This is a genomic window from Pseudomonas sp. R25(2017) (assembly GCF_002112565.1).
In the GTDB taxonomy this organism is placed as follows: Bacteria; Pseudomonadota; Gammaproteobacteria; order Pseudomonadales; family Pseudomonadaceae; genus Aquipseudomonas; species Aquipseudomonas ekonensis.
This window is the reverse complement of sequence record NZ_NEHZ01000001.1, coordinates 528,121-541,976: the sequence shown is the minus strand read 5'-3', so window position 1 is coordinate 541,976 and position 13,856 is coordinate 528,121. Positions and strand designations below refer to the sequence as shown.

Sequence of the window (13,856 nt, the reverse complement as noted above, 5' to 3'; positions counted from 1 at the left end):
GATAGCGGTCTGTCAGCCAAGAATGATGGGGCTGATGCACCGCCATCGCGGGCAAGCCCGCTCCCACAGGTATCGCGGGCGAATGCAGGATCTGTGAACCCCTCGGACACTGCGGGAGCGAGTCTGCTCGCGATAGCGGTCTGTCAGCCAAGAATGATGGGGCTGATGCACCGCCATCGCGGGCAAGCCCGCTCCCACAGGTATCGCGGGCGAATGCAGGATCTGTGAACACCTCGGACACTGCGGGAGCGAGTCTGCTCGCGATAGCGGTCTGTCAGCCAAGAATGATGGGGCTGATGCACCGCCATCGCGGGCAAGCCCGCTCCCACAGGTATCGCGGGCGAATGCAGGATCTGTGAACACCTCGGACACTGCGGGAGCGAGCTTGCTCGCGATAGCGGTCTGTCAGCCAAGAATGATGGGGCTGATGCACCGCCATCGCGGGCAAGCCCGCTCCCACAGGTATCGCGGGCGAACGCCGGATCTGTGAACCCCTCGGACACTGTGGGAGCGAGCTTGCTCGCGATGGCGGTCTGTCAGGCAGAAGTCATGGGGCTGATGCGCCGCCATCGCCAGCAGGCTGGCTCCTGCAGGGGGTCAGGGTTGGGTGACGGCGCCGGGCACGAGGGGCAGTTCCAGTCTGGCGATGAAACCGCCCTGCGGGTGATTGGCCAGCACCAGCGCTCCGCCGTGCCGTTCGGCCGCACGGCGGGCGATAGCCAGGCCCAGGCCGTGGCCGGCGGCGGTCTGGCCTGGGGCGCGGTAGAACGGCTCGCCCAATTGGCTCAAATGTTCGTCCTGAACCCCCGGCCCGTGGTCGCGCACACTGACCACGATTCGCTCGCCCTGGCGCGCCGCCTGCAATTCGATCGGCTGGCCTTCTGGGTTGAAGCGCTGGGCGTTGCGCAGCAGGTTGTCCACGGCCCGTTCGATCATGGTCGGCCAGCCGGTCAGCGCCAGGTGCGGTTCGGCCTCCAGGCGCACGACCTGCTCCGGCGAGCCGAGCTGCGCATCCTTTTGCAGGGTGCCGAGCAGGGCGTTCAGGTCCACGTCTTCGGCGCTGGCGTTGTCGGCGTCGACCCGCGCCAGCACCAGGATCTCACTGATCAGTGCCTCCAACCGGTCGCATTCGCGGGCCAGGCGCGGCCACAGCCTTTCCCGCTCTTCGGGGCTGGCCCGTTCGGCCAGCGCCAGGGCGATGCGCAGGCGGGCCAAGGGTGAGCGCAACTCATGGGAGACGTCGCGCAGCAGTTGCCGCTGACTGCCGATCAGGCTTTGCAGGCGTGCGCCCATGCGGTTGAAGTCGTTGGCCAGCACGCCGAACTCGTCGCGGCGGTTGGCCAGTTGCGCCAGGCTGTTCTGCTGATAGGTCGTCTGCCCCAGGTCGTGCACGGCGCCGCGCAGGCGGTTGAGCGGCCGGGTGATGGAAAACGTCACCAACAGGCTGAACAGGGTCAGCACCACCAGCGCGATGCCCAGCGCGCTCAACGGCCACAGCAGGCTTTCGCGGTGCCAGGCGTCGAGTTCCGGGTGCGGGATGCGGTAGATGAACAGGTAAGTGTCGCCGCTCTTGGCGCTGGTGTATTCGTCGGTCAGGCGCCGCCAGGGCAGGCGGCGGTCGTCGTTGTTCTGGCGGGCCTCGAACGCGGCGGCGCGGCGCGGGAAGGTGCCGCGCACCACCGGATCGCCGCTCTCGTTGAGCACCTGCACGTCGATGTGGTACTGGCGCTTGCGCTGCTGAAGGATGTCCTGGGCGGCGTCTTCGCCCTGGCTTTCGTAGGTCTGCGTCCACTCGGCGGCCAGGGTGTTGAGGCCCGGGTGGCGGCTGAGGATCCACGCGTCCTGGTTGAGCATGTGCCCCATCAGGATGGAGAGCCCCGCCACCAGAGCGATGGCCAGCCAGAAGCTGGCCAGGATACGCCAGAACAGTGAACGCACTGAAAATCCTCGGTCAGACCTACATCCCTGCAGTTGCGAGCCTGCTCGCGATAGCGCTGTTACAGACATGGATATGTCGAACGACACGACGCCATCGCGAGCAGGCTCGCTCCCACAGGGGAACAAACAAGACAGACCCGACGGGGGAGGCCGTCGGGTCCGGGGTTCAGGACATTATTGCGCCTTTTGCGGCTGTTGCGCTTTCCAGGCCTTGAATTCGGCCCATTCGGCGCGGCGCTCGGCCTGCTTCTTCTGGATCTCGTCGAATTTCTTCTGCTGATCCGGCTTCAGCACGGCGCGCACGTCGGCTTCGGCTTTCTTGTGGTTGGCCGCCATTTCATCCTTCATGGCTTTCTGGTCGGCCGGCGACAGCTTCTCCAGGTACTTGTCGACCACCTGACGGCGCTCATGCATCTGCTCGCCCATGATCTTGCGGATCTGCTCGCGCTGTTCGCGGGACAGGTCCAGTTGGCTGTACGGGCCTTTGCCGTGCATGCCGTGCATCTGGCCGTGGTGCGGGCCTTCCTGCGGGCCGCCCATCGGGCCTGCGCCTTCCGGCATGGCCATGGCGACGGTCGGCAGGGCAGCGGCGAACATCAGAGCGATGAGGGTCTTGCGCATGGTGTATCTCCTTGTCTCGTTCCCGGTACGTTCCGGATGGGTACAGATTACGGAGATCAAGGTCAGCGGCGGTCAGCGCTGGGTAAAGCTTGAGTAAAGACGTTCCGGCGCCGGCCTGACAAAACTGACGCAGCGTCAGAGGCTGTAGTAGTAGCCGCGGCTGCGCAGGGCCACGATGCGCGGGCGGCCGTCGGGGTGCGGGCCGATCTTTTTGCGCAGGTTGCTGACGTGCATGTCCAGGCTGCGGTCGTAGAGGGTCAGCTTGCGGCCGAGGGCGATCTGCGCCAGTTCCTGTTTGTCCAGCGGCTCGCCGGGCTGCTTGAGCAGGGCTTCGAGCAGGCGGCTTTCGGAGACGGTGAGGGTGAGCTCTTTCTCGTTGATGCTGACCACGCCGCGCACCGGGCTGAAGCTCAGGTCGCCCAGCTCAAGCTGGGTCGATACGGCGGCCGGATGGCTGCGGCGCAGCACGGCGCGCAGACGGGCGGTCAGCTCGCGGGGGTCGCAAGGCTTGGCCAGGTAGTCGTCGGCGCCCAGCTCCAGGCCGAGGATGCGGTCCAGCGGCTCGCCCCGGGCCGACAGCATCAGCACGGGCAGCTCGGCGTGTTCGCTGCGCAGTTGCTTGAGCAGTTCCAGGCCGCTGCCGTCGGGCAGCATCACGTCCAGCACCACCGCCGCCGGCGCGGATTCGGCCAAGGCCTTGCGGGCGCTCTGGCCGTCGTGGCAGGCGTGCACCTGGAAACCTTCCTGGCTCAGCCAACTGGTCAGGAGTTCGCACAACTCCTGGTCGTCATCAATCAGTAACAGCTCGCTCATGACTCACTCAATTTAGCCATTGCCGACGCGTTCTGCGTCCTCCACCGGCAAAGATACCGCACAGCAGCGCCAATAGCGCAACGGCGGCCCCAGTGACAAACCATTGCTGCTGCTCGGTCAGCAGACGCGGCAGCGGGCTGGACTGGGCTTCCTTGAGCTGCAGTTTCAGGCGCTGGTTCTCCTGACGCAACCGGGCCAGCTGCGGGCTTTCGCGTTCGCTGTCGGCATTGTGCAGCTGTTTGCTCAGTTCTTCCCGCTGCTGCTCGCTGGCCTTGAGGCGCTGCTGCAACTCGGTGATCTGCGTGCCGGCGCTCAGCGACAGCGGCGTGGAATTGCCGTTTTCGACGCTTTCTTCGCCATGGGCAGGCGCCATGACCGACAGCGTGACCCACATCAGACACAACGGACCCTTGCGCATCGCGACTCCTGTTTCCCATTGGATAGTGGGCAGGTTGTCGGCCGGCAAACGAGAATAATGAGCGATTGAGAACGCGATGAACCGGGAAGGTTCATCGCGTGGGGACATCGGAGGGAAAAGTTACGGCAGGACTTGCTTGAACGGCTTGACGATGACGTTGGCGTAGACGCCGGCGGCGACGTACGGGTCGGCGTCGGCCCAGGCCTGCGCGGCGGCCAGGGAATCGAACTCGGCGACGATCAGGCTGCCGGTGAAGCCCGCCGCGCCCGGATCATTGCTGTCGACCGCCGGGTGCGGGCCGGCCAACACGATGCGGCCTTCGCCCTTGAGCGCTTGCAGGCGCTCAAGGTGTGCAGGGCGCGCGGCCAGGCGGGCTTCCAGGGAGTTGGCGACGTCGGTGGCAATGATGGCGTAAAGCATGTCAGTCCTCGGTTTTTGGCGTTGTGGTATCGGCGTCGTGCAGGTGACGGGACAGGTAGATGCCCTGGCCGACCAGGAACAGCACGGTCATGCCCAGGCTGCCGAACACCTTGAAGTCGACCCAGATGCTCTGGAAGGTGAAGGCGACGAACAGGTTGGCGGCCCCGCAGAACAGGAAGAACGCGATCCAGGCGATGTTCAGGCGCAGCCACACCGGTTCCGGCAGGCTCAGGGCGTGGCCCATGATGCGCTTGATCAGCAGGCGGTCGCCGATGAAATGGCTGCCGATGAAGGCCAGGGCGAAGAGCCAGTTGACCACCGGGGCTTTCCATTTCAGGAAGGTCTCGCTGTGGAAGGCCAGCGTCAGGCTGCCGAACACCAGGCAGGCGACGAGGGTCAGCCACTGGCTCTTCTCCAGCTTGCGCTGCTTGATGAACAGCGCGCCGTAGACCACCAGGGAGCTGACGATCAGCATCGCGGTGGCGCTGTAGATGCCGCCTACGGTCAGCTCGTGGCCGGCGACGTCGACGGTGCGCGGATCGAGTTTGTAGACGATGAAGAACAGCAGGAGCGGGATGAAATCGATGAATTGTTTCACAGTGAGAGCCAGAAGCTGGATGTGGCGGCATAATAACAAACATACGGGCGCGCGATAGCGCCAGCTGATTTGAGGTTACACATCCCCGTGAATGTCGATTTGCACTGCCACAGCACAGCCTCCGACGGCGCCCTGGCGCCGGCGGCACTGGTTGCGCGAGCGTTCGAGAACGGCGTGCGGATCCTGTCCCTGACCGATCACGACACCCTGGAAGGCCTGGCCGAAGCGCGCACCGCCGCCGAAAGCCTGGGCATGCAGCTGATCAACGGCGTCGAGCTGTCGTGCACCTGGGGCGGGGCGACCATTCATGTGCTGGGCTACGGCTTCGACGTCGACGCCGCACCGTTGGTCGAGGCCATCGCCAAACTGCGCGACGGCCGCTGGCTGCGTTCCGAGGAGATCGGCCGCAAGCTGGCCCAGAAGGGCATGCCCGGCGCGTTCGAAGGCGCCCGGCAGATCCAGCAGGCGCTGGGCGACAGCGGCAACGCGCCGGCCCGTCCGCATTTTGCCGACTGGATGGTGCGCGAAGGTTTCGTCAAGGATCGCGCCGAGGCGTTCCGCAAATGGCTGGGCGCCGGCAAGCTGGGGGACGTCAAACAGCACTGGCCGACCCTGGAGGACACCGTCGCGACCCTGCGGGACGCCGGGGCCTGGGTCAGCCTGGCGCATCCCTGGCACTACGATTTCACCCGCAGCAAGCGCCGCCGGCTGATTGCCGACTATATTCAAGCGGGCGGACAGGCGCTTGAGGTGGTCAACGGCCACCAACCGGCGGAGCAGGTGGGCAGCCTCTCGATCCTGGCCCGCGAATTCGGTCTGCTGGTCACCGCCGGCAGTGATTTCCATGGCCCTGGTGGCTGGTCCGAGATCGGCCAGTACCGGCCGGTGCCGGAGGACCTGCCGCCCCTGTGGCGCCGGTTCAAACATGACCCAGTTATCGCGGCCGTCTGAACAGGAAGAGAATGTGAGTCAATTTTTCCAGATCCATCCGGAAAACCCGCAGGCGCGCCTGATCAAACAGGCGGTCGAGATCATCCGCAAGGGCGGGGTGGTGATTTATCCCACGGACTCTTCCTACGCCATCGGTTGCCAGATCGGCGACAAGAGCGCCATCGAGCGCGTCCGCCGTCTGCGCCAACTGGATGACAAGCACAACTTTGCGCTGATCTGCAGCGATCTGTCGCAACTGGGCAATTACGCCAAGATCGACACCGGCACGTTCCGCATCCTCAAGGCCCACCTGCCGGGGCCGTACACGTTCATCCTCAACGCCACCCGCGAAGTGCCGCGCCTGCTGCTGCACCCCAAGAAGCGCACCATCGGTCTGCGGGTGCCGAGCCATCCGATCGCCCTGGCGCTGCTGGACGAGCTGGGCGAACCGCTGATGAGCGTGACCCTGATCATGCCCGGCGACGAAGATCCGTTGAGCGATCCCTACGAGATGCGCCAACTGCTTGAGCACCAAGTGGACCTGATCATCGACGGCGGCTTCGGCGGCATCAAGGCCTCCACCGTGATCGACCTGACCGGCGACGATCCGGAAGTGATCCGCGTCGGCTGCGGCGACCCGACCCCGTTCATGGTCGAGGCCTGAATGTCCGCCGTCGAAACCGTCGATCCCCAGGCCGGAGCCCAGCAGGAACTGCCGTTCGCCATGGTCTATGGCCAGGCCGTCACGCAGCTGCCTATTGACCTGTACATCCCGCCGGACGCGCTGGAGGTGTTCCTCGAAGCCTTCGAGGGCCCGCTCGACCTGCTGCTGTACCTGATCCGCAAGCAGAACATCGACATCCTCGACATCCCGGTGGCGGAGATCACCCGCCAGTACATGGGCTACGTCGAGCTGATGCAGTCGGTGCGCCTGGAACTGGCCGCCGAGTACCTGGTGATGGCCGCGATGCTTGCCGAGATCAAGTCGCGGATGCTGCTGCCCCGGGCCGAGACCGTCGAGGACGAGGAAGAAGACCCCCGCGCCGAGCTGATCCGCCGCCTGCAGGAGTACGAGCGCTTCAAGTCCGCCGCCGAAGGCATCGACGAGCTGAGCCGGGTCGGCCGCGACGTGATCGTGCCCAAGCTCGATGCCCCCCAGGCTCAGGTGCGCAAGCTGCACCCGGACGTGATCCTGGATGAGCTGCTGATGTCCATGTCCGAGGTGCTGCGCCGGGGCGACATGTTCGAAAGCCACCAGGTCAGCCGCGAGGCGCTGTCCACCCGCGAACGCATGAGCGATGTGCTCGAACGCCTCAAGGGCGGCGGGTTTGTGCCGTTCGTCGAGCTGTTCACCGCCGAGGAAGGCCGGCTCGGGGTGGTGGTGACCTTCATGGCGGTCCTAGAGCTGGTCAAGGAATCCTTGGTCGAGCTGGTGCAGAATGAGCCGTTCGCCGCGATCCACGTGCGAGCCCGAGCCGAATAACGAGTCGAAACATGAACCTGACTGAACCCCGCGAGCTGGCCCCCCTGCTTGAAGCCTTCCTGTTGGCTTCGGGAAAGCCGCAATCCCTTGAGCGCCTGTTCGAACTGTTCGAGGAGGGCGAACGGCCGGAGCCGGCGGTCTTCAAGAAGGCCCTGACCCTGCTGGGCAAGTCCTGCGAAGGCCGGGCGTTCGAGCTCAAGGAGGTGGCCTCCGGCTACCGCCTGCAGATCCGCGAGAAGTTTTCGCCGTGGGTCGGCCGCCTGTGGGAGGAGCGCCCGCAGCGCTATTCCCGTGCCTTGCTGGAAACCATGGCGCTGATCGCCTACCGCCAGCCGATCACCCGTGGCGAAATCGAGGACGTGCGGGGCGTGGCGGTCAACAGCAACATCGTCAAGACCTTGATCGAACGCGAGTGGATCCGCATCGTCGGCTACCGCGACGTGCCGGGCAAACCGGCGATGTTCGCCACCACCAAGTTGTTCCTCGATCACTTCAACCTCAAGAGCCTCGACGAACTGCCGCCGTTGGCCGAGCTGCGCGAGATCGAGCCGGAACCGATGCTCGACTTCGACGACGCCCCGGTGCCGCCGGGCCTCCAGGAACAGGCCGACGCCAGCGCCGAGCCGGAGGAGCCGAAGGAGGAAACCAGCTTCCACACCCTGCTGCTGGAGCTGGACAGCATGGAGGAGGGGATCAAGACCGACTTCGACGACCTGCTGCGCGACGGACTGGAAGAGGGCGGGGCGCCGGACGGTTTCGAAGACGTGCCGGAACCTGAGTCGGTGTTCGAGCCCGAGCCTGAGCCTGAACCTGAGTCGGTGTTTGAGCCTGAGCCCGAGCCTGAGCCTGAGCCTGAGCCCGAAGAGGACATCCTCGGCGTCGCCCAAGCCCGGGAAAAGCTGCTGGCCGCCGTCGCCGCCCTTGAACAGCCGGAGCCCGAACTGAGCGACGAAGAAGCCGAAGCCCGCGCCCTGGCCGAAGCCATCGAAGCCGAGCGCCTCGAACGCGAAGACTGACGCCAACACCTGTTGGAGCGAGCCTGCTCGCGAAGGCGGCGGTCCGTTCGGAATCGATGCGTCAGGCAGACCGCCATCGCCAGCAGGCTGGCTCCCACAGGTTTGGCGGCGTCACAAAACCTCTGTAGGAGCGAGCCTGCTCGCGAAGGCGGCGGTCCATTCGGAATCGATGCGTCAGGCAGACCGCCATCGCCAGCAGGCTGGCTCCCACAGGTTTGCCTGCATCATGACCCTTGTGGAATGGCATTGAAGGGAGATGTTCATGAGCTCAACCAAAGACCCCTGCATCGATGTCTGCAAGTTCAGCGACGACATCTGCCTGGGCTGCGGCCGCAGCAAGCGCGAGATCAAGGCCTGGAAGAAACTCGACAAGGACGACAGGCGCACGGTGCTGGCCGAGGCCGCGTTGCGCCTGGCCCGGTTGGGCGGCGCCGGTCGGCGGAAAAAGAAATGAACGGGCGCGCGTCAGCTAGTCTCTGATGCGCGAACGGCCAGATCCGCGTATGATTCGCGACCCTTCGGCGAACCCTTCGCCCGAACACACTGTTTCCAATGCTTCAGGGCACCCGTTCCGGGGCCCTGGACAGACCACACCGGGAGGTGCCCAGATGAGCGACATCGAACAGCAAGACGACCAGCCAACCCCACCTGCAGGCGAAAAGCTGCAGAAGGTTCTCGCCCGCATCGGCGTGGGCTCGCGCCGTGACGTTGAGGCCTGGATCAGCCAGGGCCGGATCAAGGTCAACGGCAAGGACGCGACCCTCGGCGTGCGGGTCGACCTGCACGACGCCATCACCATCGACGGCAAAGTGATCAAGCGCGAAGAGTCCGCCGAGTCCGTGCGCCGCGTGATCATGTACAACAAGCCCGACGGCGAGATCTGCACCCGCGACGACCCGGAAGGCCGCCCGACCGTGTTCGACAAGCTGCCGCGTCCGAAAGAAGGCCGCTGGATCAACATCGGCCGCCTCGACATCAACACCACTGGCCTTCTGATGTTCACCACCGACGGTGAGCTGGCCAACCGCCTGATGCACCCGTCCTACGAGATGGACCGCGAATACGCGGTGCGTGTGCGCGGCGAGGTGGACGACGAAATGATCGACCGGCTCAAGGCCGGCGTCATGCTCGAAGACGGTCCGGCGAAGTTCACCGACATTCAGCAGGCACCGGGCGGTGAAGGCTTCAACCACTGGTATCACTGCGTGGTGATGGAAGGCCGCAACCGTGAAGTGCGTCGTCTGTGGGAATCCCAGGGCCTGGTGGTCAGCCGCCTGAAGCGCGTGCGTTTCGGCCCGGTGTTCCTCAACTCCGACCTGCCGATGGGCCGCTGGCGCGAAATGAGCCAGTACGAAATCGACATCCTGAGCGCCGAGGTCGGCCTGACCCCGGTGGCGTTGCCGCAGTTGAACGCCAAGAGCAAGGACAAGATGGAGCGCCTGCAGCGCAAGTCGTCGCGGCCGATGGCCCGGGCCGACCGGGTGCGCACCCTGCGCCCGGCCAACGGTGCGCCGGCCACGCCGCGCACGGGTCGTGAGCCGCAGCTGGAAGGCGAGCGTCCTGGCCGCAAGCCGGCCGCCCGTGGGGACGGTGAGCGTGCTCCGCGTGGCCGCAGCGAGCGTGGCGAAGGCCGCGGTGCGCCTGCCGGTCGCGGTACGCCGGTGGCCGAGCGTCCGGCCGACACCAAGCGCCCGGCCAAGCCGGTGGCGAAGCGTCCGGGGATCAAGCTGACCGACGGCGACAAGCCAGCGGGCAAGCGCCGCAGCACGCCGAAGCCGCGTTAAGCTCCAGCCGATGCAATAAACGAAAAACGCCAACCTCAGGGTTGGCGTTTTTTTTGCCCGGCGTTCAGCCTTGTGGTGTCCGCAGATTGCGCATTCACCCAAGATCCCTGTGGGAGCCAGCCTGCTGGCGATGACGGCGGCACATCCGGCATCGATGCGTCAGGCAGACCGCTATCGCCAGAAGGCTGGCTCCCACAGGTTGTCCTCCAACAGCCGGGTTCAGAGCACAAACCGCCCGTCGAACACCGGCTTGTCATCCAGGGCCAGCACGCCGCCGGAGAAGATCAGGTCCAGGTGATGGCTGCCCTTGGCGCCGCCGCCCAGGCCCAGGTGCAGGCCGCAATGGCGTTCCTCGAACCCGGCGTTGCGCGCATACAGCGACTTCACGCCTTCGTTGGTGCCGATGCCCAGCTCCTCGATCCGCCGGTTCGACGGGTTGGCGTCCAGGTACTTGTTGAAGTCGTGCTCCAGGCCCGGCACGTCGGTGGCGATGCGCTGGATGGTCGAGTTCTCGATCCACAGTTCCAGCGGCGATTCCAGCACGCCGTACTTGCGGGCGAACGGAATGGTGCTGAGGAAGGTGCCCTTGAACTTCACGTGGCCGTTGATGGCCTCGCTGTGGGTGGCGATCTCGCCGGGGGCCAGGTCGAAGTTGCCGACGCCGTTGATGTCGGTCCACTTCTTGATGCTGCTCAGGGGCGTTTCGAACCACGAGCCGTGCTCGTCGCTGAAACTCAAGGTGGTGGCCTGGGACATGCGCTGGATCAGGTGACTGTTGAGCCCGGCGATCCGCTGCGGCGCGATGCTGAAGGTGTCGTAGAAATAATCGCCGTAGTCCTTGAACAGCAGCGACTTCTTCCAGTTCTCCGCCATCACCCCTTGCAGGGCGCGCACGAAGTCCGGGCCGTCGGGACGCGGGTTGGGCAGGGTGGAGGAGTCGTAGAAGAAAATGTAGAGATCGGTGTCGGCGATCGCCGAGGCCAGCACGGCGGTGGATTCCAGGTCCAGGCGCATGGCGTTGAAGCTGAAGCGCGGGTGGTCGCCGGCCTGTTCGGCGATGGCGCCGGTCAGCGCTTCGTAGTCGGCGGTGTGGCCGAGCAGTACCTTCGCCGATTCGAGGCCGGCAAGGGCAGGATGATGTTCGAGGTAGTACAGGAAATGCGCTATCGCGCGTGGCTTGTCCATGAATGCTCCCTGACAGACCGTGTGGAATGCGGCGGGCACGACCGGCCGATCGTGCCCGCCCGGGAATGGCTTACAGAGGCCACATCGCCGTGCCGAACGGTACGACCGCGTCGGCTTGCATCATTTCCACGGCGGCTTCATGGGTCGGGGCTTCGAACCATTCGTCCAGTTGCAGTTCGGAGTCCAGGTCTTTTTCGATCGCTTGCATGGTCTATCTCCTAGATAACGTTCACGGTGGGAGCAACAGTGCGGCCCAAGGGTGGGTCACACACTGACTCGCCGGTCGATGCGGCTCGGCGAGACGTGAAGAACGTAGACCAGCGCTTTTTGCATTGCAAAAAATCCTCTATTTAATTTTTAAATGGACTTTTTATTCCATTTTTCCGGGTGAATCTTTCTCATTGCAAAACAGTGACTAAATCGATTCACCTGACCGTTAGCCTCCTACCGTCAATTTGCAGACGGCTGTCGGAATTTTCTGAAATGGAATTTTTTCGTTACGGCTTGTACAGAAATATTTACGCAAATACCGAGGAAACGACCTGAGTGCCGCGTGTTTTTCGGGGTGTAAGGAAAACCTGCCGAAGTGCCCGCCCCCGGGGGCTTCCCAAGGCTCTGGCGTGCTTGTTTCAGGGGCGTTTGGCAGGTGAGATGCGCCCCATGCCTGTCGTGCAGGTGCATAACAAGAAGGAGGCGCAATGAACGCCGCAATCCGTTTTTTCTCACCCCGTGGGACGTGTTTTCCGACGTCCGCGCCGATGGCCCGCAAAGGCCTGACCCTTCTTTTGCAGCCGCCCGGGCCTCCCGGGGCGGACACGTGCAATCCCGGCCCAAGGCAACGCTGATCCAGTGATGTCTGGCAGCAGGGGGTTGGCGGTGTACAATGCGCCGCGTTTGAACTGTGACTCCCTGCGTAATCGCGCAAACCTCAAGGCTATCCGCCTTGTTCACTCCGTCGCGCCACAAGCGTGCCGGGTTCGATTTCGTCACAGACAAGAACAAACAGGTGACGCATGAGTGTTGTTAAAGAGCTTAATTCCTGGTGCCTGCGCTGGGGTTTGATCGGGGTCGCCTGAAAATCGCGACCGTGCAGCAACGTCTACTGACCAACATCAAACCCTGCGTGAGACCCTTTTCATGAGTGGACAAAACCCGCAATCAGGCGAACTGAAACGCGGCCTGAAAAATCGCCACATTCAACTGATCGCCCTCGGCGGCGCCATCGGCACCGGCCTGTTCCTCGGCTCGGCCGGGGTGCTGAAGTCCGCCGGCCCGTCGATGATCCTCGGTTACGCCATCTGCGGCTTCATCGCGTTCATGATCATGCGCCAGCTGGGCGAGATGATCGTCGAAGAGCCGGTGGCCGGTTCCTTCAGCCATTTCGCGCACAAGTACTGGGGCGGCTTCGCCGGCTTCCTGTCGGGCTGGAACTGCTGGATCCTGTACATCCTGGTGGGCATGTCGGAGCTGACGGCGGTCGGCAAGTACATCCATTACTGGGCGCCGGAGATCCCGAGCTGGGTCACCGCAGCGGCCTTCTTCCTGCTGATCAACGCGATCAACCTGGCCAACGTCAAGGTCTTCGGCGAGGCCGAGTTCTGGTTCGCGATCATCAAGGTCGTGGCCATCGTCGGCATGATCGCCCTGGGCAGCTACCTGCTGGTCAGCGGCCACGGCGGCGAACAGGCCTCGGTGAGCAACCTGTGGTCCCACGGCGGGTTCTTCCCCAACGGCGTCAGCGGCCTGGTGATGGCCATGGCGATCATCATGTTCTCCTTCGGTGGCCTGGAGATGCTCGGTTTCACCGCAGCCGAAGCCGACAAGCCGAAGACCGTGATCCCGAAAGCGATCAACCAGGTGATCTACCGCATCCTGATCTTCTACATCGGCGCCCTGGTGATCCTGCTGTCCCTGACCCCGTGGGACACGCTGCTGGCGACCCTGAACGCTTCCGGCGACTCCTACAGCGGCAGCCCGTTCGTGCAGGTGTTCTCGATGCTCGGCAGCAACACCGCCGCGCACATCCTCAACTTCGTGGTGCTGACCGCCGCGCTGTCGGTGTACAACAGCGGCACCTACTGCAACAGCCGCATGCTGCTGGGCATGGCCGAGCAGGGCGACGCGCCGAAAGGCCTGGCCAAGATCGACAAGCGCGGCGTGCCGGTGCGTTCGATCCTTGCCTCGGCCGCGGTGACGCTGGTGGCGGTGCTGCTCAACTACCTGATGCCGCAGCATGCGCTGGAGCTGCTGATGTCGCTGGTGGTGGCCACCCTGGTGATCAACTGGGCGATGATCAGCTACTCGCACTTCAAGTTCCGCCAGCACATGGACAAGACCGGCCAGAAGCCGCTGTTCAAGGCGCTATGGTACCCGTACGGCAACTATGTCTGCCTGGCGTTCGTCCTGTTCATCCTGGGCGTGATGCTGCTGATCCCTGGCATCCAGGTGTCGGTGTACGCGATTCCGGTGTGGGTCGTGTTCATGTGGGTCTGCTACGTGATCAAGAACAAGCGCAGCGCGCAGCACGCCGTGCCTGCGGCGGGCATCGCCAAGTAAGCGTCAGGTGCAGAAACGACAAACCCGGCCCCGTGCCGGGTTTGTCGTTTCTGGCCTTTGCGCAATGGATTGGCGGCAAGGGCGGGGCGGTTTC

General features: G+C 64.3%; 15 protein-coding genes. 7 read left to right on the top strand and 8 right to left on the bottom strand.

Translation table 11 applies throughout. The annotated features are described in order from the left end of the window. Positions 1-597: 597 nt before the first annotated feature. The 6 genes from CAG31_RS02405 to CAG31_RS02380 all read right to left on the bottom strand — a co-directional run bounded on the left by CAG31_RS02405 (position 598) and on the right by CAG31_RS02380 (position 4,808). Positions 598-1,938 (bottom strand): HAMP domain-containing sensor histidine kinase, encoded by a 1,341-nt coding sequence (locus CAG31_RS02405; RefSeq protein WP_085577865.1) that lies wholly within the window; start codon positions 1,936-1,938, stop codon positions 598-600. Positions 1,939-2,112: 174 nt separating this feature from the next. Then, positions 2,113-2,559 carry a Spy/CpxP family protein refolding chaperone gene (locus CAG31_RS02400; RefSeq protein WP_085577864.1) on the bottom strand — a complete coding sequence of 149 codons (447 nt, stop codon included), beginning with the start codon at positions 2,557-2,559 and terminating at the stop codon, positions 2,113-2,115. 135 nt (positions 2,560-2,694) lie between these two features. After that, a complete protein-coding gene (locus CAG31_RS02395) occupies positions 2,695-3,372 on the bottom strand; it encodes a response regulator transcription factor (RefSeq protein ID WP_085577863.1) in 678 nt (225 codons plus the stop codon). Positions 3,373-3,379: 7 nt separating this feature from the next. Next, on the bottom strand, positions 3,380-3,790 hold the full coding sequence (locus CAG31_RS02390; RefSeq protein WP_085577862.1) for a translation initiation factor 2: 411 nt from the start codon (positions 3,788-3,790) through the stop codon (positions 3,380-3,382). 120 nt (positions 3,791-3,910) lie between these two features. Then, complete coding sequence (locus tag CAG31_RS02385; protein ID WP_085577861.1) at positions 3,911-4,210, bottom strand: YciI family protein; 300 nt, start codon at positions 4,208-4,210, stop codon at positions 3,911-3,913. Position 4,211: 1 nt separating this feature from the next. Continuing rightward, positions 4,212-4,808 (bottom strand): septation protein A, encoded by a 597-nt coding sequence (locus tag CAG31_RS02380; protein WP_085577860.1) that lies wholly within the window; start codon positions 4,806-4,808, stop codon positions 4,212-4,214. Positions 4,809-4,895: 87 nt separating this feature from the next. Between CAG31_RS02380 and CAG31_RS02375 the strand changes: the two genes are divergently transcribed. The 6 genes from CAG31_RS02375 (at position 4,896) to rluB (ending at position 10,021) form a co-directional block, all read left to right on the top strand. Next, complete coding sequence (locus CAG31_RS02375) at positions 4,896-5,759, top strand: PHP domain-containing protein (protein ID WP_085577859.1); 864 nt, start codon at positions 4,896-4,898, stop codon at positions 5,757-5,759. Positions 5,760-5,772: 13 nt separating this feature from the next. Further along, positions 5,773-6,402 carry an L-threonylcarbamoyladenylate synthase gene (locus CAG31_RS02370; protein ID WP_139831323.1) on the top strand — a complete coding sequence of 210 codons (630 nt, stop codon included), beginning with the start codon at positions 5,773-5,775 and terminating at the stop codon, positions 6,400-6,402. 120 nt (positions 6,403-6,522) lie between these two features. Continuing rightward, the gene (locus CAG31_RS02365) at positions 6,523-7,221 is read left to right on the top strand and encodes a ScpA family protein (RefSeq protein WP_170930049.1); all 699 of its coding nucleotides are present in this window, start codon (positions 6,523-6,525) and stop codon (positions 7,219-7,221) included. Positions 7,222-7,232: 11 nt separating this feature from the next. Beyond that, complete coding sequence (gene scpB / locus CAG31_RS02360; RefSeq protein WP_085577856.1) at positions 7,233-8,237, top strand: SMC-Scp complex subunit ScpB; 1,005 nt, start codon at positions 7,233-7,235, stop codon at positions 8,235-8,237. Positions 8,238-8,499: 262 nt separating this feature from the next. Continuing rightward, positions 8,500-8,691 carry a DUF1289 domain-containing protein gene (locus CAG31_RS02355; protein ID WP_085577893.1) on the top strand — a complete coding sequence of 64 codons (192 nt, stop codon included), beginning with the start codon at positions 8,500-8,502 and terminating at the stop codon, positions 8,689-8,691. Positions 8,692-8,845: 154 nt separating this feature from the next. Beyond that, the gene (rluB, locus tag CAG31_RS02350) at positions 8,846-10,021 is read left to right on the top strand and encodes a 23S rRNA pseudouridine(2605) synthase RluB (RefSeq protein WP_085577855.1); all 1,176 of its coding nucleotides are present in this window, start codon (positions 8,846-8,848) and stop codon (positions 10,019-10,021) included. A gap of 219 nt (positions 10,022-10,240) precedes the next feature. Here the strand turns inward: rluB and CAG31_RS02345 are convergent, their stop codons facing one another. Together CAG31_RS02345 and CAG31_RS28380 are read right to left on the bottom strand one after the other, a co-directional pair. After that, positions 10,241-11,206 (bottom strand): leucyl aminopeptidase, encoded by a 966-nt coding sequence (locus CAG31_RS02345; RefSeq protein WP_085577854.1) that lies wholly within the window; start codon positions 11,204-11,206, stop codon positions 10,241-10,243. 70 nt (positions 11,207-11,276) lie between these two features. Next, positions 11,277-11,414 carry a hypothetical protein gene (locus CAG31_RS28380; protein ID WP_170930044.1) on the bottom strand — a complete coding sequence of 46 codons (138 nt, stop codon included), beginning with the start codon at positions 11,412-11,414 and terminating at the stop codon, positions 11,277-11,279. A gap of 929 nt (positions 11,415-12,343) precedes the next feature. Here CAG31_RS28380 and CAG31_RS02340 point away from each other — a divergent pair. Further along, positions 12,344-13,762: an amino acid permease gene (locus CAG31_RS02340; RefSeq protein WP_085577853.1), complete on the top strand. Its 1,419-nt coding sequence runs from the start codon at positions 12,344-12,346 to the stop codon at positions 13,760-13,762. Positions 13,763-13,856 lie beyond the last annotated feature (94 nt).